17 protein-coding genes are annotated in these 18,198 nt (G+C 41.9%); 6 read left to right on the top strand and 11 right to left on the bottom strand.

Going from position 1 to position 18,198, the window contains the following annotated elements; genetic code table 11:
- Positions 1-208: 208 nt before the first annotated feature.
- The 6 genes from I5907_RS11435 to I5907_RS11410 form a co-directional block, all read right to left on the bottom strand.
- The gene (locus I5907_RS11435; protein ID WP_196990843.1) at positions 209-1,108 is read right to left on the bottom strand and encodes a sulfotransferase family protein; all 900 of its coding nucleotides are present in this window, start codon (positions 1,106-1,108) and stop codon (positions 209-211) included.
- Positions 1,109-1,171: 63 nt separating this feature from the next.
- Complete coding sequence (locus I5907_RS11430; RefSeq protein WP_196990842.1) at positions 1,172-3,616, bottom strand: GumC family protein; 2,445 nt, start codon at positions 3,614-3,616, stop codon at positions 1,172-1,174.
- A gap of 84 nt (positions 3,617-3,700) precedes the next feature.
- Positions 3,701-4,519 carry a polysaccharide biosynthesis/export family protein gene (locus I5907_RS11425; protein ID WP_196990841.1) on the bottom strand — a complete coding sequence of 273 codons (819 nt, stop codon included), beginning with the start codon at positions 4,517-4,519 and terminating at the stop codon, positions 3,701-3,703.
- Positions 4,520-4,781: 262 nt separating this feature from the next.
- The gene (locus I5907_RS11420; RefSeq protein ID WP_196990840.1) at positions 4,782-5,180 is read right to left on the bottom strand and encodes a carboxypeptidase-like regulatory domain-containing protein; all 399 of its coding nucleotides are present in this window, start codon (positions 5,178-5,180) and stop codon (positions 4,782-4,784) included.
- Between the two features lie 222 nt (positions 5,181-5,402).
- A complete protein-coding gene (locus tag I5907_RS11415) occupies positions 5,403-6,176 on the bottom strand; it encodes an NUDIX hydrolase (protein WP_196990839.1) in 774 nt (257 codons plus the stop codon).
- Between the two features lie 69 nt (positions 6,177-6,245).
- Positions 6,246-7,190: an NAD(P)H-dependent flavin oxidoreductase gene (locus tag I5907_RS11410; protein WP_196990838.1), complete on the bottom strand. Its 945-nt coding sequence runs from the start codon at positions 7,188-7,190 to the stop codon at positions 6,246-6,248.
- Between the two features lie 345 nt (positions 7,191-7,535).
- Here I5907_RS11410 and I5907_RS11405 point away from each other — a divergent pair, with 345 nt between their 5' ends.
- Positions 7,536-9,377, top strand: coding sequence for a transketolase (locus tag I5907_RS11405; protein WP_196990837.1), 1,842 nt, complete (start codon positions 7,536-7,538; stop codon positions 9,375-9,377).
- 54 nt (positions 9,378-9,431) lie between these two features.
- Positions 9,432-9,941: a pyridoxamine 5'-phosphate oxidase family protein gene (locus I5907_RS11400; RefSeq protein WP_196990836.1), complete on the top strand. Its 510-nt coding sequence runs from the start codon at positions 9,432-9,434 to the stop codon at positions 9,939-9,941.
- A gap of 81 nt (positions 9,942-10,022) precedes the next feature.
- Here I5907_RS11400 and I5907_RS11395 read toward each other — a convergent pair whose 3' ends face one another.
- The gene (locus I5907_RS11395; RefSeq protein WP_196990835.1) at positions 10,023-10,592 is read right to left on the bottom strand and encodes a YciE/YciF ferroxidase family protein; all 570 of its coding nucleotides are present in this window, start codon (positions 10,590-10,592) and stop codon (positions 10,023-10,025) included.
- Positions 10,593-10,863: 271 nt separating this feature from the next.
- On the bottom strand, positions 10,864-11,052 hold the full coding sequence (locus I5907_RS11390) for a hypothetical protein (protein WP_196990834.1): 189 nt from the start codon (positions 11,050-11,052) through the stop codon (positions 10,864-10,866).
- A gap of 270 nt (positions 11,053-11,322) precedes the next feature.
- On the opposite strand from I5907_RS11390, the gene I5907_RS11385 reads away from it, so the two are divergent.
- The 4 genes from I5907_RS11385 to I5907_RS11370 all read left to right on the top strand — a co-directional run bounded on the left by I5907_RS11385 (position 11,323) and on the right by I5907_RS11370 (position 13,317).
- On the top strand, positions 11,323-11,775 hold the full coding sequence (locus tag I5907_RS11385; protein WP_196990833.1) for a hypothetical protein: 453 nt from the start codon (positions 11,323-11,325) through the stop codon (positions 11,773-11,775).
- A 106-nt stretch (positions 11,776-11,881) separates the two neighbouring features.
- The gene (locus I5907_RS11380; RefSeq protein WP_196990832.1) at positions 11,882-12,109 is read left to right on the top strand and encodes a hypothetical protein; all 228 of its coding nucleotides are present in this window, start codon (positions 11,882-11,884) and stop codon (positions 12,107-12,109) included.
- Positions 12,110-12,541: 432 nt separating this feature from the next.
- The gene (locus I5907_RS11375; protein ID WP_196990831.1) at positions 12,542-12,763 is read left to right on the top strand and encodes a hypothetical protein; all 222 of its coding nucleotides are present in this window, start codon (positions 12,542-12,544) and stop codon (positions 12,761-12,763) included.
- A gap of 203 nt (positions 12,764-12,966) precedes the next feature.
- Complete coding sequence (locus tag I5907_RS11370; protein ID WP_196990830.1) at positions 12,967-13,317, top strand: response regulator transcription factor; 351 nt, start codon at positions 12,967-12,969, stop codon at positions 13,315-13,317.
- A gap of 12 nt (positions 13,318-13,329) precedes the next feature.
- On the opposite strand, the gene I5907_RS11365 is transcribed toward I5907_RS11370, so the two are convergent.
- The 3 genes from I5907_RS11365 to I5907_RS11355 form a co-directional block, all read right to left on the bottom strand.
- A complete protein-coding gene (locus I5907_RS11365) occupies positions 13,330-14,010 on the bottom strand; it encodes an energy transducer TonB (RefSeq protein ID WP_196990829.1) in 681 nt (226 codons plus the stop codon).
- Positions 14,011-14,062: 52 nt separating this feature from the next.
- Positions 14,063-15,118: a phytase gene (locus I5907_RS11360; protein WP_196990828.1), complete on the bottom strand. Its 1,056-nt coding sequence runs from the start codon at positions 15,116-15,118 to the stop codon at positions 14,063-14,065.
- A gap of 161 nt (positions 15,119-15,279) precedes the next feature.
- Positions 15,280-18,150: a TonB-dependent receptor gene (locus I5907_RS11355; protein WP_196990827.1), complete on the bottom strand. Its 2,871-nt coding sequence runs from the start codon at positions 18,148-18,150 to the stop codon at positions 15,280-15,282.
- Between the last annotated feature and the right edge of the window lie 48 nt (positions 18,151-18,198).

Raw genomic sequence — 18,198 nt, 5'->3', positions numbered from 1 at the left:
TTATAATAAATTTATGTACCCGGCAGTTGTACTGCTATTAAGCTTTTGTTGCGTCGCACACTTCAACTGTTGAAGCATTGCTGTGCGCTGGCAGCGTAAAGACTTTCTACCTGCTGCACATGCAGTATCGTTGCTGCCACCTGTTATAGCGTACAAGTGAGTGACACAACCGGTGCTGACAGGTGTTATACTGCCTGTTTCCAAAAAACTAAAATGCATAAACTCCCTGTAAAATGCGCTGCATATCTGTTGCCTGTGGGTCTTCGCCGGTTTTTTCGTCGTTCTTGTTCTGGTTATAGATTTTTATTCCCTGCAAATATGTATCTACCAGCGATGATTTTTTTAGATCTGCAAAAGCTATAATGCTATGGATTGTTGCTGCAGGTTGTGCCACAAAATCTTCATAACGTACGGTCAGGCACTTTACTTTGTGCTCTTCTATTTCTTTTTCTGTTGTTTCCTGTAGTTTGCGGTATTGCATAGCTGCCAGCAGTTCCGGCTTATCAGCATTCTTTTCTGCCCATTCCAGTTCCTGTGGTGTGTAAGCGCCGGTCCACCACAACTGGTGTTTTCCTTTGTCCTGCCAAAACTCTACGTTTAGCCACGAATTAATGGTTGCAATAGGCTCTCTTACAATATTGATAAAAACAGCATCGGGAAAAACAGTTTTAAGATAACCTATTCTAGCCGGGCCTGTTATTTTAAATGCCAGTCTTTTTTTAGACTGGTACCGTACTATTTTATTGAATGCCTTGTGAATTCTTTTCAGGTCGTCTGCTGATGGTTTCTGGTGAAGCAGAAAGCCTCGTGAAAAATCTACATCCGGCCCGGTTAAGTATTCCCAAAACCTGTAGGCTTCTGCAGGTTTAAACAGAATCTTATTAAGTTTAGAAACCTTGTTTAACTGCGGTTTCTGGCCCTGCAGACGCCACAATTTATTTTCAAAAGCCAGGCGAAAAAGGTTAATGCCTGGTTTTGCCGGGAACATTTCCTGGTAATTAGACGGCCAGGCCAAATCTTCGTGCCGGAAGAGTATTTCGGAAATAATGGTTGTACCAGACCGACCTGAACCGATTACAATGACTGGCCTGGATATACTGTTTTTCATAAATGGAATTTTATTTTGAGCATTGATTACTAGACTGGGCAACAACCATTTATTCCTTATAATTTATGCTTCTGTATCAGGAAATATCTTCTTATAGAAAGGCCTCTTGTCTTTGGCATCATCCTGTGTATAATAACCATGATCTTCATCGAACCTGAAACCTAAACCATAACCCTGGTTATAACCCGGAACAGGTTTAACGTCATTCAGAATTACATACATGTTTTTAAGCTTCCTGTTGTGTTTAAGATCTTCAATAACATCTACGTGTTTTTTGTAAGTGTATTTCTGCCTTACCACGTAAAGGGTAATGTCAGCATACACGCCGATAACCTGCGCGTCTGTTACTATAGCAGCCGGTGGTGTGTCTACCACAATGTAGTCGAATTTGTTCCGCATGTCTTCAAACAGCACTTTCATACGGTCATTCAACAATGCTTCTGATGGATTAGACTCTAACGTGCCCGACATCAGAATCCAGAGATTTTCATTGATGCCAGACGGAACAATTGCTTCATTCAGTGAGCCATTTTCTTCCAGGTATTCTGCAATACCATGTTTGGAATCATCGAGGTTTAACACTGTGCCTAACTGAGACTTACGCAATTCAAAATCTGCGAGTAATACTTTTTTACCGGCAAGCGCCAGGGTTACCGCTGTGTTGAGTGTAACAAAAGATTTACCTTCTCCACTCACAGTGGATGTAAGCATTACTACTTTACCACCGGGTTTGCCGTTTGATATCTCTGCCACTTTAGACAAGAGACTTGTACGCAAGGTGCGGAACTGCTCTGCCACAGCCGTACGGGAGTCTTTTGTAACAACAATGGCTTTTCCATTTTTGCTGGCACTTATTTCAGCAATTACCGGTGTAGATGTAGCTGCAGTAATATCATTTGGTGTGGTTACTTTATTGCTGTTTAATTCGCCTATAAGAATGGCAACAGAAGGAATAACCAAAGCAAGAAATATTGCTGCGATTATTACAATGATCTTGTTAGGCCACCACGGGTACACGCCTGCTTTGGGTGCATCTATTATTCTTACCGGTTCTATGTTGTTTGATTTGGTAACAGCCGTCTGCTCTCTTACAGTAAGCAGGTAAACATACAACTGCTGCAAAACTTCCTGCCTGCGCGATGTTTCGAGATATTGACGCTGCTGTATTGGTGCTCTTGACACACGGCCCTGCACTTCTGCATTTCTGCCGGCAAGAGAATTGTATGTATAGTTTAGAGATTCTTTATAAGTAGAAAGAATGTTCTTTAAAATACCACGGGTAACCGATATCTGGTTATCAAGATTAATAATAACCGGGTTATTCACGGTATTGGTCTGTAAAGCTGTTTCTTTCTGTTGTTGCAGGCTGTTGTATTTCTGCACCTGGGAAATGTACGTAGGATCATCAATGTTTGTACTGGTTGGCAGGGGCTCATTGATACGTGTAGGATCGTTCAGGTAGCGGTTGATCATATCCACAGACTGTACTTTCGCATTGTAGTTGGACAATGCAGCACTGGCCTCACTTTTTTCACCGGTTAATACGCGTGTCTCTTCGTTGATGTCTGTAATACCTCCGGAAGTTAAAATATTGGTAGCCCTGCTTTCAACATTGCTTAGCTCTTGTGCAACGCCGGTAATACGCTCGTCAATAAACCTGATGGTACTATCAGCAATGGCATTATTAGCACGCACTTTTGTATCTATGTACGATTTTATAAGGTAGTTAAGAAAATCCTCACCTTTGGCCGGCACTGAATTATCAAATGTAACATCCATCATAGTAGTGTTGGTTGCCGTAAGAAAAACCAACAAATTCTCCATGTAAGTGTAGTTTGTGGCCGGGTAAGTCAGTATTCTTAAACCCAAAGGAAAGGTGGAATCTTTCACTTCCGGAGAAGCGGGATTTTTTCTCACCACGTACGTACAAAATTTCTTTCTTACCGTATCGCCAAATCTAATCCTGAACTGATCAGGTGTATAATCATCCATAAATTTCAGGCTGTCACCAATGATACGTACATCCCATGCCAGCGGGTCTTCCAAACCGCCACGCAGTTCCAGCAGATCTATAAAGAACGGAGATTTATCATATACTTCTGCAAACCTTACACCGGCAAGCGCCCAATATGATACGTTAAGCTGCAGGTCTTTTACTGCTTTTTCTACAAGCGTCCTGGAATATAATTCCTGGATTTCATTGTTTACATCGTTTTGCTGTGAGAACAACGCGAGGTCGCTTAACATAGATGTTTCGGTGATACCACTGTTTATTTTACCTGAGTTAGCACCGTTTACAAGCACCCTTGCACTGATTGTAAATGTAGGGATAGCGTACATTATATATAGTACAGCCAGACCCACACATAAAATGGCAGAAAGTAGAAACCATTTCCAGTTACCGGCAACCTTTGCTACCAGGTATTTAAAGTCAAAACCTTCCTCCCCATTGTTAAAACCCACAATACCAGCATTGGTATTATCATTAGGTTTATTGTTGCTTTGCATAAAGTATATAGTTTATAAATAGTCGCTAAAACCAATTAGTTGTATAGTCTGAAAACAGACTTATGAAAGAAATACAGGTGAATATTATTTAAACAATAGTCTTGCTGATAATATTGTAAGGAAACCCAACGCCGCAGCAATAATGGAGTAGTTGCGGTTTCTGTAGGCATCTGTACTCTGCACTTTAGAAGCAGAGGCTTCTACATATATTACGTCGTTTGGACGAAGGAAGAAATAAGGAGAGCTTACACTTTTTGAACTATCAAGGTTAATCCTGGTAATTTCTTTTTGTCCTTCATAATCCCTGATCAGCATTACGTTGTCCCGTCTGCCATAGATCGTTATATCTCCCGCCAGGCCCACCGCATCAATGATGCTTGGTTTTTCATTGGGAATAAGAAAAGTAGACGGGTTTTTAACTTCGCCGAGCACAGTAACTTTAAAGTTGGCAAAACGAACATTGACTACAGGGTCTTTAAAATAGAAAGCGATCCTGTTACTTACAGTATCTCTGATCTGTTCTGTGGTTAAACCTGCTACGTGCACTGTACCAATGTAAGGCATGCGTACAGAACCATCTTTACCTACCAGGTAGCCTGAAATAACAGCCTGCGCGGCAGAGCCGCCGGATACCGCACCGGAAGTTGCGGGAAGATTTCCCTGGTTTAATATTGTATTAGCCTGAGGATCAAGTGTTTGAATAACAATATTTAATATATCATCCACCCGTACAGTAGGTGGCGTGTACTTTGCCAGTGGAATATATCTCAATGAAGTTGTATCAGGAATGTCTTTTAAAATCGCGATACGTTCGGTTTTACAGGATGTTGCAAAAAATGAGATGAGAAAAAGAAACAAAACAGGGTAGAGCAGAGATTTGGTGTAGAAAGTCAATTTTTTCATTGAGTTACTGGTTATTTAAATTGTGTGCAAATGTACTCTTGTATTTTGTTGTTCCAAAAAGATTATTAAGCCGAAAAGGGTGTTTCTGCGTGCAAAAGAACAAATAGAATATTTTGTAATATTTTAAACACACTTCGAGCACATTGTACAGGGAATAGTTCAGTTAAAAAACGAGCAGAATGCTTAAAAATTGCAAAAGGGCGGGAATTCAATTCGAAAATGGGTAACCGGATATGTTTCAAAACCTGGTATAAGCGCGGTTTTACAGAATATTATATTTTGGTAACCAGTTGTGATGATCTTCTTCCTGCTCTTCCTCATCATACATCAGCTCTATATTGATCTTTATACCGGTAGTGTTTTTCTTTACCGAAAGGTTTTTCTTTTCGCAGGCCTTATAGCTATGCTTTTCAAAACGAATGATATAGGTGCCGGCAGGGAGTGTTGGTATTTTGTATTGACCATTCTGATCTGTGGTAAATTTTTGTTCGTCTCCTGATTCAATGCCACGGGCAATGACCATAACGTCGGTAACTGGCTTTTTTGTAACAGCGTCTACCACCGTGCCCGTAAAAATGCAGTTTGAACAATCTTTTGCACCCGTTGCCAGCGCAATGTTGGTTGAAAACAGCAAAAGAAAACAAATGAGTATGTTTTTCATGATGCAGTAGTTTGGTGAAGTAAAGTTATCATTTTTGCGCAGAGTTTCAAGCCCTTAACAATATTTTATAGCTGCTGTCAACAGGTTTTTGCAGGCTTCGCGACAATCTTCGCACTTGCTGAAAAGAAATATGGCGCTGAAGAGTGCGACGCAACAGGTGCCTGATAGTAGTAATTGTTGCCCGGCCCATCTTAAAAAAACGTGGGATGGCCGCGGGTGATATTACCAGGCGCTTTGAAAACCCTCTTCCAGTGCTTTGTGGTACTTGCGCAGATCGAAAGAATAGAGATAGGGCGCTTTGTGCGCAACACCTTTACGCTGCTCCTTTAGTTTTTTTAAGATCCCATAAGAAAGCATTTTGCGCTGAAAATTTCTGCGGTCAAGTTTCTGGCCTAAAATCGTTTCATAAAGGCTTTGCAGTTCGGGCATGGTAAACTTTGCCGGCAGCAGGTTATAGCCAACGGGTTCGTACCTCAGGTGGGTTCTCAATGTAAGCAGTGCTTTTTGCACAATCTGCGCATGATCCATTGCCAGCGGTGGCAGGTTGTCTATATCGTACCATTCGCATGTTTCGGAAAAATAATCGGGTTTGGCATTGACCTTTTCAAAATCTACCAGCGCATAATAGCCAATCGTGAGAAACCTTTGTAGTAACCAGTTATCGGCAGGCGCCGTTATACCGGCCTTTTCAAAAACAGCTTTGGTAATATTCTCATCGCACCGCTTGGGATCTCCGAATATGTAGAACTGCTGCAGGAAAATATCACTCAGCCCTGTTCGTTCCAGTAAGATGCGTTTGGCCGAAGCGTCAATGTGTTCCTCTTTGTAAATAAAGCCGGCAGGCAGGCCACAACTGGAATAATTGGCAATGGTGAGCAGTAATACTTTTAACTGGCCGGCATGAAAACCAAAAATTACACAGTCTATGGAAATGCAGGGCATGAAGTATTTTCCACCTTTAAGCCTGAACTCGTTAACCGACTTAAATTCAACCATACAGGCAAGCAATTTTTACGGGAGGTAAATAATGTGCTATGCTAAGTAAAAAAAGTTACATATAAAAAATTACTGCAAAGGATTTTGCAGTGCCGCCGAAAATTCTGTCCAGATACCTTTAACAATATCGGCCGCAGGCTCAATAGTATTGACCAATGCACTCACCTGCCCTATCTCCAGCTCACCTTCTGCCATGTCTCCCTCAAACATTCCTCTTTTGGCTCTTGCCCGGCCCAGTAATGTTTGCAGTGCTTCTGCGGTTGCGCCTGCATACTCGGCCTGTTGTACGGCGGTGAAAAACCCGTTCTTCAGCAACCGTACCGGTACCAGCTTTTTCATACTGAGCATTGTATCTCCCTCCTTTGCCGCAAGCACGGCTTCTTTAAAACTTACATGGGCCGATGCTTCTTCACTGCAAACAAAGCGGGTGCCTACCTGCACACCCGCTGCACCCAATACCATTGCCGCCAGCATTTGCCTGCCGGTGGCAATGCCGCCCGCTGCTATAACGGGTATATTTACTACAGCTTTTACAGCAGGTATTAATACCATTGAAGTTGTTTCTTCGCGGCCATTGTGGCCACCTGCTTCAAAGCCTTCTGCCACCACCGCATCGCAACCTGCATCGGCGGCTTTCTTCGCAAAAATGCTACTGCTTACCACGTGCACAACTTTTATATGGTGCTGCTTAAGCAAAGCAGTAAATGTTTTGGGGTTACCTGCAGATGTAAATACAATTTTCACTCCTTCGTTAATAATGGTTTGTATATGCGCATCTATGTCTTTGTACAACAATGGCACATTTACACCAAAAGGCTTATCTGTTGCAGCTTTGCATTGCTGAATATGTTGGCGCAGCACAGCGGGGTACATACTGCCGCTGCCTATTATACCAAGCCCACCGGCATTGCTTACTGCAGCAGCCAGTCGCCAGCCGCTTGTCCAGATCATACCTGCCTGGACTATGGGGTATTGAATACCGAATAATTCAGTTATACTGTTTGAAAACGACATCTGATAAAATTAGCCCGTTTCTGTATGAAATGTTTACACCACGGCAGGAATTTGTACCGTGAACATTACCCGTTATTTTGTTGGGAGATTTTTGTGTACCCGGCAGCAATACTGCTATCGGGCTTTTGTTGCGTCGCACACTTCAGCTGATGAATCTTTATGGAGCAACCGCGAAGATGGCAGCGTAATTACCGCTATTCCTCCATGCGACCTAACCATGAAAGCTCACGGGTAAACATGCTCCGCCTGCTGTTTTTTACAGGCAGTAACATATTAATAAAAAACGCTGGCACCTTAATTGTTCATTTTGTTACGCTAACACATTCTTCACCGAAAAAATAATCAATGAAAGATACTGCTACACTTCAGCAAAAGGCGAATTTATTGCGTAAATGGTCAATGATCTCCACTACAGAAGCAGGTTCTGGTCACCCCACATCCTGCCTGTCTGCTGCAGATATAACTGCGGTATTGTTCGACAGGTATTTCACTTATGACATAGACCAGCCGCTCAATATTTACAACGACCGGTTCATACTCTCCAAAGGTCATGCTGCACCGCTGCTGTATGCACTGTTTGGCATGTGCGGTGCCTACCCGCTGGAAGAACTAAAAACACTGCGCAAATTCAACAGCCGTTTCGAAGGCCATCCCGTACCACGTTTTGAGTTTGCTGATGCAGCAACAGGTTCCTTAGGCCAGGGGTTATCTGTTGGGGCGGGCATTGCGCTTGCATCAAAAAGGGAAAAAATCAACAACCATATTTATGTGCTTTGCGGCGATGGCGAACTTGCAGAAGGACAAGTATGGGAAGCAGCAAACTTTGCCTCTTTTCATAAGCTGGATAATCTCGTGGCCATACTCGACATCAACAGGTTGGCCCAAAGTGGCGAAACAATGTTTGGCCACCATGTAGATGAATACGCCAACAGATTTCGTGCATTTGGTTTTGATGTATTTGTTATTGATGGCCATAACCTGGAAGAAATAGACAACACATTGTCTTTAGCCAACAGGAACAGCAACGGTAAGCCTGTAGCCATTGTAGCCAGTACGTTTAAGGGTAAAGGCATTTCGTTCCTTGAAGACAAAGATGGCTGGCATGGTAAGCCTCTTAAGAAAGAAGACCTCAAAAAAGCATTGAAAGAACTGGGCAATGTCAGTGATCAGTTAAGCTTCGACATTCGTAAACCCGCTAAAAGCAAAATCTCGAAAGCCTCGAGAATTAATATTTCATCACCCATGCATTTTGAAAAAGAGAAGGAATATGCAACACGTGAAGTATTTGGTGAGGTGTTGGCCGGTATTGGCAAAAATGCAGCCCTGATCTACGCGTTGGATGCAGATGTAAAAAACTCAACCTTCACAGAAAATTTTATGGAAGCCAGCCCACAACGCTTTGTCGAATGCTACATCGCCGAACAAAATATGGTATCCGCCGCAGTGGGTCTATCCAGAATTGGCAAAATACCCGTGGTGGCAACCTTTGGTGCGTTTCTTACAAGAGCTGCAGACCAGGTAAGAATGGCGAGGGTTTCTGAAGCCAACATCAAATTCGCAGGCTCGCATGTTGGTGTGTCCATAGGTGAAGATGGTCCCTCTCAAATGGCCCTGGAAGATATTGCATTGTTTGGCGCAGTACCCGGTACAGTCATTTTGCAGCCTGCTGATGCTGTTTCAACGGAAAAACTGGTACCGGCTATGTTGAACCATCGCGGGTTTGTTTACATACGCACACTCAGGCCAAAAACACCTGTACTTTATGGTGCAGAAGAAAAATTTACCATCGGCGGTTCTAAAATACTTAAAAGCTCATCTGATGATGTATTAACGATTGCCGCGTCTGGCATAACAGTTTTTGAAGCACTGGCCGCCGCGGAAAAACTACGAAAGGAAAAAATCAATATCAGGGTTGTCGATTGCTACTGCATCAATCCTGTTGACAAAAAAACATTGCTGCAATGCACCAAAGAAACAAGACAGCCAATCGTTGTTTCGGTTGAAGACCATTTTATGCACGGCGGGCTTGGAGATTTTATTGCTGCTGCTTTAGCCGGCGAACAATGTACCGTGCACAAAATGGCTGTGGCAAAAATTTCTCAGTCAGGTACAAAAGATCAACTTTTAAACGAAGCAGGCATAGATGCATCAGCAATTATTACAATGGTTAAGACATTAATACGCTGATTATGGCCTTCATGTTTTAGGCATATCAATTGCACATATCATAAAAAATGAATTATGGGAGACAAAAAAAATTTATACAGCAAAGAAGCGATAGAAAAATTAAAGGCATTGGCAGAGTCGGCAGATATATGCATGTTTGTAACAAATCTTGATAAACGCCCGATGTCTGCACGACCGATGAGTACACAGGAAGTAGACGATGAAGGAAACCTCTGGTTCCTGAGCAAGGCCTCAAGCGACAAGAACGAAGAGATACGGGATAATGACGAGGTGCAACTTTTCTATTCTAATAAAACAAGCGCCGAATTCTTAAGCGTGTACGGGCGTGCAGTAATTATGCGCGACAGGGAAAAAACAAAAGAAATATGGACACCAATGGCCAAGGCATGGTTTACTGAGGGCATAGACGATCCGGAAGTGTCTATCATCCAGGTTATTCCAGAAGACACCTATTACTGGGATACAAAAAGCAACAAGTTTGTATCACTGGTTAAAATAGCTACTGCTGTTGTTACAGGCAAAACAATGGATGATGGTGTGCAGGGAAAAATAAATGTTCATTAGGAGGGTTATCAGAATCAATATAAAAAAGCCATTGAAAATTTTCAATGGCTTTTAAATTTAATGCGGTATTCAAAGCGAGGTTTATCCTTCGCTGTTGGCATCGTAGTTAACATGCTCTTCCGCAATACCTGTAAGCAACTGATCAGTTTCTTTCTCTTCATTCAATGTCTGCTCCAGTATACCGGCAACTTCATCGTGCCCCATTGTTACTGCAAGCTGGTGTAAACCACCGTAAGTTGCAATTTCGTAGTGTTCTACTTTTTGAGCAGCCAGGATAAGACCTACATCTCTTGTTGCAGTGCCTTTTTCTGTGTCTTCAATAATAGATTCTCCTTCTTTAACAATGCCTTCCATAGCCTCGCATTTTTTTGCAACAGCCTTTTCTCCCAATGATTCAAAAATCTGTTCTAATCTTTCGATCTGTACTTTAGTTTGCTCAAGGTGTGTGGCAAACGCTTCCTGCAGTTCTTTTGATGTTGCCGCTTTCTGCATTTTAGGAAGCGCTTTTGTCAAATGCTTTTCTGCCCAATAAATATCTTTTAGTTCGTCTACAAAAAATTCATGCAGCACAGGGCTCATTTCTTTATTTGTTTTTGCTCCGGCACTACGGGTAGATTTTTTTGTCGTTGTTTTTGAAGATGCTTTTTCCATGGTTATCAATTTTTACTAGATGCTTCATAATTCATGCCACGGCAAAACCTGAACTGCCTACATTCTTTTGTAACGGAGTTTGAGGAACCGTTTACGCATAATTTTATTTTTCTCAATTATTGTTAGACAATTTGGGGAACATATTATTTTTTTTGTGCCTGCCAAACACTACAGTAGTCAATAAAAAAGACCGTTTTTAAACGGTCTTTTTTATTTTGCCAGTTTAGCAACCGGGCTATTTGCATCTAATTATATCCTCTACCTGTTACAATTAGAAAATTAACGCGGCTAAGACGATGATTGTAGCACCATAAACCATAGAAAACATTAAAAGGTTTTTTCTTGATTTCAGCCTTTTCAATTCATGAAGATTCATTTTATTAAATGCTTTTCTGAAAGTCAAATCCTTTGTTGCTTCTTTTAATTGCATGCGTAAAGATTGTTGTATTTCGCTTGTCATAATATTCGGTTTTTATACAACTAAGACGTACAAAATACGTGCAGGTTTAACCAATAATCACCTCCAAAAAACGCTTTAACGATGCTTTTACGATTATCAATTAAACGACATTTTTATGTCATTTGAAGCTTAGCTGATTTTTATTGTACTTTCGTTAACATTGATCCTGGTTAATGCCCATAAGAAAATCCCCGGTTAGGTTCAATGGATGCACCGCTGAAGGATGGTGCTTTACGGGCCAAATCAATCTCTAATATTTGTAGTTAAATAATGCAACCAACAAACTATTTTAAAACGCTGAACACACTATTCACCGCTTTTCTTGCAGGCCAGGTTATTTTTGCAGCAATGGCTGGCTTCCTGGTGTTGTCAGGTTACGGTGCAGGCAATTTTACCGCTTTTGGCAATATCTTTTTTATCGCAGTACCTGCTTTGATCATAGCAGGCAGATTAGGGGGAAACATGCTGTTTAATTCCAAAACCAGGAACGCTCAATCAGTTCCAGATGTACAGACGCGGCTGACTGTTTACAGAACTGCTTTTATTATCCGTTGTGCTTTATTAGAAGGGCCGGTACTCTTTGCCATAATTGCTTTTATGCTCACGCAGGTGATTGAAATGATGGCATTCGTTGCCGGCGGAATATTCCTGTTCTTCCTGCTTAAACCATCAAAGGAAAAAATTGCCGCAACATTGAATATCTCCCCGGAAGATATTTCGTAGTATACAATATTGAGAGGATGAATACTGGTTTTAAAAGGGACCCCAAACATTTATTTCCTGCTACGCATAGCCGTACAGGGGAATGATATTTGAGCTGAAACATTTTATGTGGGAACAAATAACAACCTTATCTGAAATAGATACAGTAGAAACAGGTACCCTGATTGCCAACGGGCATCCTGTATCCGGTAATACGCCAATATATAAAGTGAGTGGTAAAAATGAAAATTACATTACCCTGGTACCTCAAAACAGTACAAGCCCGGACGAGGGGCTTACTATAGCAGCAGACGAACTATTTGATAAAGGCTGGTGGATGATGAAGACACATTAGAGCGTCATTTCCGGGCTAATGCCGCACATGCCTACATCTTGCCGCTTTATACATGTACAGTTGCTTAGTGCGGCGCCCTGTTGCCATGAAAGTGGAACCCTGAAGTGTGCGACGCAACAGAAGCTGAATTTTATTACTGCTGCCGGGTACATACAAATCGCCTTCAACCGAAACGGGCAGTTAACAAACCCGGCGTATATGACAAACACCATCTCCTTCTACACGACCACACCAGTTATGTGAAATATGTTACTTGCATTGTTGCAATTAATCTACACAAATCCTTAAAAGTTACAACCGTATGTATTAAATTATGTATATCTTTTTATATTCAATATCTAACCTGATCGTACTTGTCTTTATCATGCATTCTTTATCTCCGAGCAATTGTATGGCGTATAATTTGTAATATTTATATAATAAACAAGCCATATGAAAGATTCATCTGATAACTCCGGTAAGGTAAGGCATACAAAAGAAGTAATAGACATTAATGCAGTAACACCGGATAATGACAATAAAGAAAATCTTATTACAACAGATATCGCAGAAACGCTTAAAGACGAAGTAACAAAGGAGGCTCCGTTATCGCAGTTTCCGGATGATTCCAATAAAACTGATAACGATGAAGCAGCCCGCGAGAAGCAACGTTAAAGTCATCTGCGACTGTGCAAGAAGGTAACGGTAACAGGTATACCAAACTTAGAGCCTGGCAATTGCCGGGCTCTTTGCTGCGTATCATATTCACCGATCATTTATATGTTTCACTTTAACGATGGCATATAAAAAGCAATTAAGTTTACCCTCTTATTGTACAGGCAACGCACGTTGCAGCGTACTTATCAAAAGCCAAACCGATGAATAAACTGGTACACATTATTGAAGATGATACGACAACATTGATGGTATTGAAACAATACATCAGCAAACATGGTTACCAGGTAAATGCTGATTATAACGGAGATGGTCTTGACCTGGAAGCACCACCACCTATGCTTTACCTGATCGACGTAAACCTGAAAGGAAAAAACGGCATAGATATTTGCAAACAAATAAAAGAACTGCAGCCTGAAACACCGGCTATTATTATTTCTGCCAATAAAGAAGTGGGTGCGTTTATCAGCGTTTGTAACGCTAACGGCTTTTTGCCCAAGCCGCTTGATATTGATGAAGTACTTGCAACAATTGACCGCTTTGCGCACAATTAGTCAGCAAACAACTTATCCTTCATTAACCATAAACGTTACCCTTTGAATGGCACGGTAAAGAATAATATTTCCATTACATGTGCCAGGTTGCCATTTGGGAGATGTTTTCATTAAACGCCTGACTTCTTTAGATGTGCCGTAACCGGGATCTTCCGGTATCTGCAAATCTGTAACATTTCCTTCTGCATCAACAGTAAATGTTATATAAACGATGTACAAACCGGGTGGACTACCTGCATCAACCGGCGCAGCTGCATTAAGATTCTTAACCAGGAAGTTTAACCAGCTTTTGCCGGTTGTATCATGATCCAGTGTGGCGGGGGTTTGTTGCTCACAATAAGTAGAGTCTCCGTTTTTATGGTAAATGTATTGCGGGGTGCCGCGCCTTTCATCGGCATGCTTGCGTAGTGTTACAAGCAGCACACCATTGCGGCCTTCCTCTTTGCCATATAAGGCAATAGCTTCTTTTTTCTGATACAGTTCAACCTTTAGCAGCAATGTATCTGCTATGCCTGAAAGTGCACTGTAATCTGCCAGCTTATTGTTTATACGAATAGTGGCTTCCTCTGCATTAAATTTTTTGCTGATCTGCTTAATGTAAACGGGCAGCGACTGGGCATGTAAGGTGTAAGCAGAAAAAGAAAAGTAAAACAGGCATAAAAACCTGCTGAGTTTTTTAAGAGCGTTGGTCATGTGTAAAGGTTAAAATTACCGGCAAGATAATCTTTCATACTATACAACAACCTTATTTACGGACTTTTAATCCCGCCTTCAAAGCAATATCTGTCCAGCGGTAATACTGGAATGTTTTATCTGTGCTCATCGCCACAAACATTCCACCTTCAAAGCCCGGCAGGCTTACATACGTTACATCACTACCATCACTCTGGTTGGTGCTTACAGCCACCGAGGCCAGCAGTTGGTGGCGGTTGCCTTCACGGGGATAAATATTAAATCGGTTCGCGGATTGGTCAGATACAAGAATATAACCGGTAGTATCGGTAAGCTGATAGATCGAAATACCTTCATTGTCTTCTTTGAATTGCCCGCTGCCAAACATTGCTATTTCATCATTACCTTTTGCAGGATCTGCAAAATATTTCCTGATGCCTGTTTGCTCATCTGAGTAGTACACAAATCCAAGTTCATTATCTACTGCAACAGATTCTATTTCTTTTTTACCAGAGTAAGTTCCAAAGCTTCTTACAAGGTCGCCTGTTACCTTGCCGGTGCCATCATCATGCAAAAGATATTGTTGAAGGTAGCCCTGCAACGGGCCGGATTTCCGACTCACGATGGCATAAATACTTCCGTCTGCAGGCCGTGTATACAATGCTATACCCATAGGGCCGCGTTCCTGTTCATCTTTAAATACTTCTATACCGCCACCATCAACCAGCTTCATACCTGGCAGGCTGAAAACACGTATGCGGTTAGTGCCTCTTTCTGTAGCAACAGCAATATCTGTTTTACTGCCCCCCAGTTGCAAACCGTATGCTACATCTACATTGTTTATACGCTTAAGTCCTTTCACCGTAAGGCTTTCATTAATTTTACCTGCAAGGTCAAAAACATATACACCACCATTGTCGTTACTCTTGTCTGTACCAAGTATAAAACTTTTGCTTACATCCTGTTTGTTGATCCATATAGCAGGATCATCACTATCTTCTATCACGGTATCAGTAACTACTGCAGGCTTCAGTACCTGTTCATTAACGCCTGCCGTTTGCTTTTTTATATTGGTACACGCACAACATAAAAAGTAAACAAACAAGATACATTCAAACGTTCTTTTCATATTCTATACCCGTTATAGTGCAGGATTTTTTTTGTGCTGTAACCGGCATTTGAACCTTGTGGCATCGCCTGTTGCCACGCTCGTTTCAGGGTTCCCTTTTTATGGCGGCTGAAGCGATCCGATCACAGTTTCATGCAAAGCATACAAGCCGCCAACAACAATTATTTTTTGGTGAGATCGAATTTTACACCAAGGTTAAAACGCGGACCATAAAACTCCAGTTGTGCGGTTCTGTCTTTTACACCCTGGTAATACCGCAAAGGCTGGTTGGTTAAATTATTTGCTTCAGCAAATACACGCAATTTGGGTGTAAAAGCATAAGACGCATTTGCATCGAGAAAAAATTGTTTATCGTAGTAGCGGTCAAAGAATGCATCTTCATTATATCCTGCGTCATCACCATCATCTACATACGCAGAAGTAAAGTTTCCTGACAGGCGTACCACTACCTTCTTATTTTCATAAGAAAGCGATGCATTAAACATGTGCGGCGCCGCTCCCGGAAGTTTTACATCGCTGCGTACAAGTTCTCCTCCGTTATAAATACCATCAGCCTTGGAATGGGTGTACGTATAATTTACATATACGCCAAATCCTTTCCAGAAACCACCGAGAAAATCAAGCTGGCGCTGAAAGGCAACTTCTGCGCCCCATATAGTTGCACCATCGCCGTTTCTTCTTTGAGAGAAATCCCAGTTGTCTCCTTCTTCTATCGGGTTATCAACCGTAGGAAAGGCCCGGGCAAAGTCGCTGCGGGTAAAATTGTTATCAATGTAAGTATAAAAAAAGTTGTTGAGCTTTTTATAAAACACCCCGCCTGATACAAGGCCTACAGATTTAAAATAGTTTTCTGCCATCAGGTCGAAGTTCATTGACTTCACCGGCTCCAGTTCCGGGTTACCAACACTTAGCTCAAGATCATTTGGATTAATGTTAAAGTAAGGAACAAGATCATAATACCTCGGGCGGGCAATGCCGTTTGTCCATGCAGCTTTTAAAATAAAGTTATTCGAAACCTGGTAACGAAGGTTTACATCAGGCAGTACATTTACATAGCTGTTCTTTAACGATGACTGTCCCTTCAGGTCTTCCTCATCTTCTACAATATTACCTGTGTAATTGATGGCAGTGTTTTCAACGCGTATACCAATATTCGCAGAAAACTGCTTGGTGAAATATTGTCTTAGCTCTGCATAACCGGCTGTTATCACTTCCTTCGCTGTAAAGTTTTGGGCAAGATATTCGCCCGGCTCATCGCTCTGCTCATAAAGATTGCTGTTGGCAAGATCTACTTTGCCTAAATAGCCGGGTGTTATAAATGAGCCGGCAACATACTTATTACCCGGATAAAAGTTGCTGTTGGTTTTATCTGTTAATGGGAATAGGGAAATGTTGGCATAATTACCTTCATTGTCACCAATCGGCTCGTATGAAAAGAAATTGTTGTTGCGCTGTTTTATTTTATGTCGTAAACGCCCGCCAAACAACAAATTACCTTTTTGATTTTTTACGACAGATAACGGAATACTGAAACCAAGTTTTGCATTGATGTCTTCTTCGTACTGGTCCTGGAATTGCTCTGTCAGTTCGTTTAATCTTGTATAATCACTCAGCGGGGTCGCATCCGTCATCAATGGTCTTGTCTCGTCTGAAATATCCTGCGAAATAGTAATATCTCTCAAACCCATAGATATATACCTTTCATTTGGTCTTTTCTCAGAAGCTTTGGCATATTGCACAGACCAGTCAAGCTTAAGCGTTCCAAGCAAATGATCGCCGGCCAATGAAAGTGAACGCACACGCTGGTCTTCAAGCCTGCGTTCCTGTACACGATCGTTATCGATACCTCCTTTTGTCTGGCGCAATACCTCGCCATTATTGTAACCGGTGATATTTCCATTGTTGTCATAGATAAGATCATCTGCATAATCTTCTTCATCGCCCCTGTAGCGATGGCGCAGGCGGAAACGGTTTTCCCTGTCGTCTCTCCAGTTATACATGCCGGTAAGGTAGATGGTGTTCACCGGGTTTAGTTTCCAGTCGAGCGAAAGAGAAAGGCTTCTGCGGATACGCCACTCGTCGTACACCCTTATATCGTTATCGTCAACAAACACTTTACCATTTGCATCTTTGGCCCATGTGGCTTCTATATTGTCAGATCCATACTTATTGTTATTGTACGAGCCGCTAAGTACTGCACCTAATTTATTACTGAAAAACCTGTTGCCAAGAATGAAACTTCCGGTACCAATGAATGTTTTTCTTACAGGATTATAACCACCAGCCAATGTACCGGATATACGCAGGCCATTGGGCGCTGCACGGGTAACAAGATTTACAGAACCGCCGATGGCATCGGCATCCATATCAGCAGTAAGTGTTTTGTTTACTTCAATTGTCTGTATCATATCGGCTGGTATCAGGTCCATTTGTATGCGCCTGTTATCGCCTTCTGCAGAAGGAATACGCTCGCCGTTTAAAGACACGGAATTGAATTCAGGGCCCATACCTCTTACAACAATATTCCTGGCTTCGCCCTGGTCGTTCTGCATGGTTATACCGGGCACACGTTTTATAGCATCGCCAATATTTGCATCCGGAAAACGCCCTACCTGGTCTGCACTGATAATATTCGTGATGTTACCACTGTTCTTCTGCTGGTTTAACGCTTTCGCCTGTCCTTTAAGCCGGTCGCCAAGTACAACAACGCCTTTCAATTCCTGTACACCCGCTGTTAAGGTAACTTCTACTTCATTGATTCGTTTATCGGCCACCACGGTATTTGTGTAATCACTGTAGCCAATATATTTTATCACCAGCTGGTAAGAACCCTGCGGTATGGCAGTAAAAGTGGCTGCACCCGTTTTATCGGAAATAGCGACATACCTGTTATTATTCAGCGTTACTGTGGCACCGGGAAGATTAAGGTGTTGCTCGTCGGTTATTTTTACAACCAGCGATACGTTTTGCGCATTTACATATCCTGCAGCTAACAGGCATACAATAAAGAAACACAGCGTTTTAGAGATCATCAGCAGTTATTTTGCGCAAAAGTATTGTTGGTGCCTGCGCACAAAATC

The organism is Panacibacter microcysteis, assembly GCF_015831355.1.
In the GTDB taxonomy this organism is placed as follows: Bacteria; Bacteroidota; Bacteroidia; order Chitinophagales; family Chitinophagaceae; genus Panacibacter; species Panacibacter microcysteis.
The sequence above is the reverse complement of the archived record's forward strand: the minus strand, read 5'-3'. Positions and strand labels throughout refer to the sequence as shown.

What these genes read in the sequence shown, in the direction of transcription:
- I5907_RS11435 (WP_196990843.1), bottom strand. Translation starts at nt 1,108, where the DNA reads ATGAAAAACAGTATATCCAGGCCAGTCATTGTAATCGGTTCAGGTCGG.
- I5907_RS11430 (WP_196990842.1), bottom strand. Translation starts at nt 3,616, where the DNA reads ATGCAAAGCAACAATAAACCTAATGATAATACCAATGCTGGTATTGTG.
- I5907_RS11425 (WP_196990841.1), bottom strand. Translation starts at nt 4,519, where the DNA reads ATGAAAAAATTGACTTTCTACACCAAATCTCTGCTCTACCCTGTTTTG.
- I5907_RS11420 (WP_196990840.1), bottom strand. Translation starts at nt 5,180, where the DNA reads ATGAAAAACATACTCATTTGTTTTCTTTTGCTGTTTTCAACCAACATT.
- I5907_RS11415 (WP_196990839.1), bottom strand. Translation starts at nt 6,176, where the DNA reads ATGGTTGAATTTAAGTCGGTTAACGAGTTCAGGCTTAAAGGTGGAAAA.
- I5907_RS11410 (WP_196990838.1), bottom strand. Translation starts at nt 7,190, where the DNA reads ATGTCGTTTTCAAACAGTATAACTGAATTATTCGGTATTCAATACCCC.
- I5907_RS11405 (WP_196990837.1), top strand. Translation starts at nt 7,536, where the DNA reads ATGAAAGATACTGCTACACTTCAGCAAAAGGCGAATTTATTGCGTAAA.
- I5907_RS11400 (WP_196990836.1), top strand. Translation starts at nt 9,432, where the DNA reads ATGGGAGACAAAAAAAATTTATACAGCAAAGAAGCGATAGAAAAATTA.
- I5907_RS11395 (WP_196990835.1), bottom strand. Translation starts at nt 10,592, where the DNA reads ATGGAAAAAGCATCTTCAAAAACAACGACAAAAAAATCTACCCGTAGT.
- I5907_RS11390 (WP_196990834.1), bottom strand. Translation starts at nt 11,052, where the DNA reads ATGACAAGCGAAATACAACAATCTTTACGCATGCAATTAAAAGAAGCA.
- I5907_RS11385 (WP_196990833.1), top strand. Translation starts at nt 11,323, where the DNA reads ATGCAACCAACAAACTATTTTAAAACGCTGAACACACTATTCACCGCT.
- I5907_RS11380 (WP_196990832.1), top strand. Translation starts at nt 11,882, where the DNA reads ATGTGGGAACAAATAACAACCTTATCTGAAATAGATACAGTAGAAACA.
- I5907_RS11375 (WP_196990831.1), top strand. Translation starts at nt 12,542, where the DNA reads ATGAAAGATTCATCTGATAACTCCGGTAAGGTAAGGCATACAAAAGAA.
- I5907_RS11370 (WP_196990830.1), top strand. Translation starts at nt 12,967, where the DNA reads ATGAATAAACTGGTACACATTATTGAAGATGATACGACAACATTGATG.
- I5907_RS11365 (WP_196990829.1), bottom strand. Translation starts at nt 14,010, where the DNA reads ATGACCAACGCTCTTAAAAAACTCAGCAGGTTTTTATGCCTGTTTTAC.
- I5907_RS11360 (WP_196990828.1), bottom strand. Translation starts at nt 15,118, where the DNA reads ATGAAAAGAACGTTTGAATGTATCTTGTTTGTTTACTTTTTATGTTGT.
- I5907_RS11355 (WP_196990827.1), bottom strand. Translation starts at nt 18,150, where the DNA reads ATGATCTCTAAAACGCTGTGTTTCTTTATTGTATGCCTGTTAGCTGCA.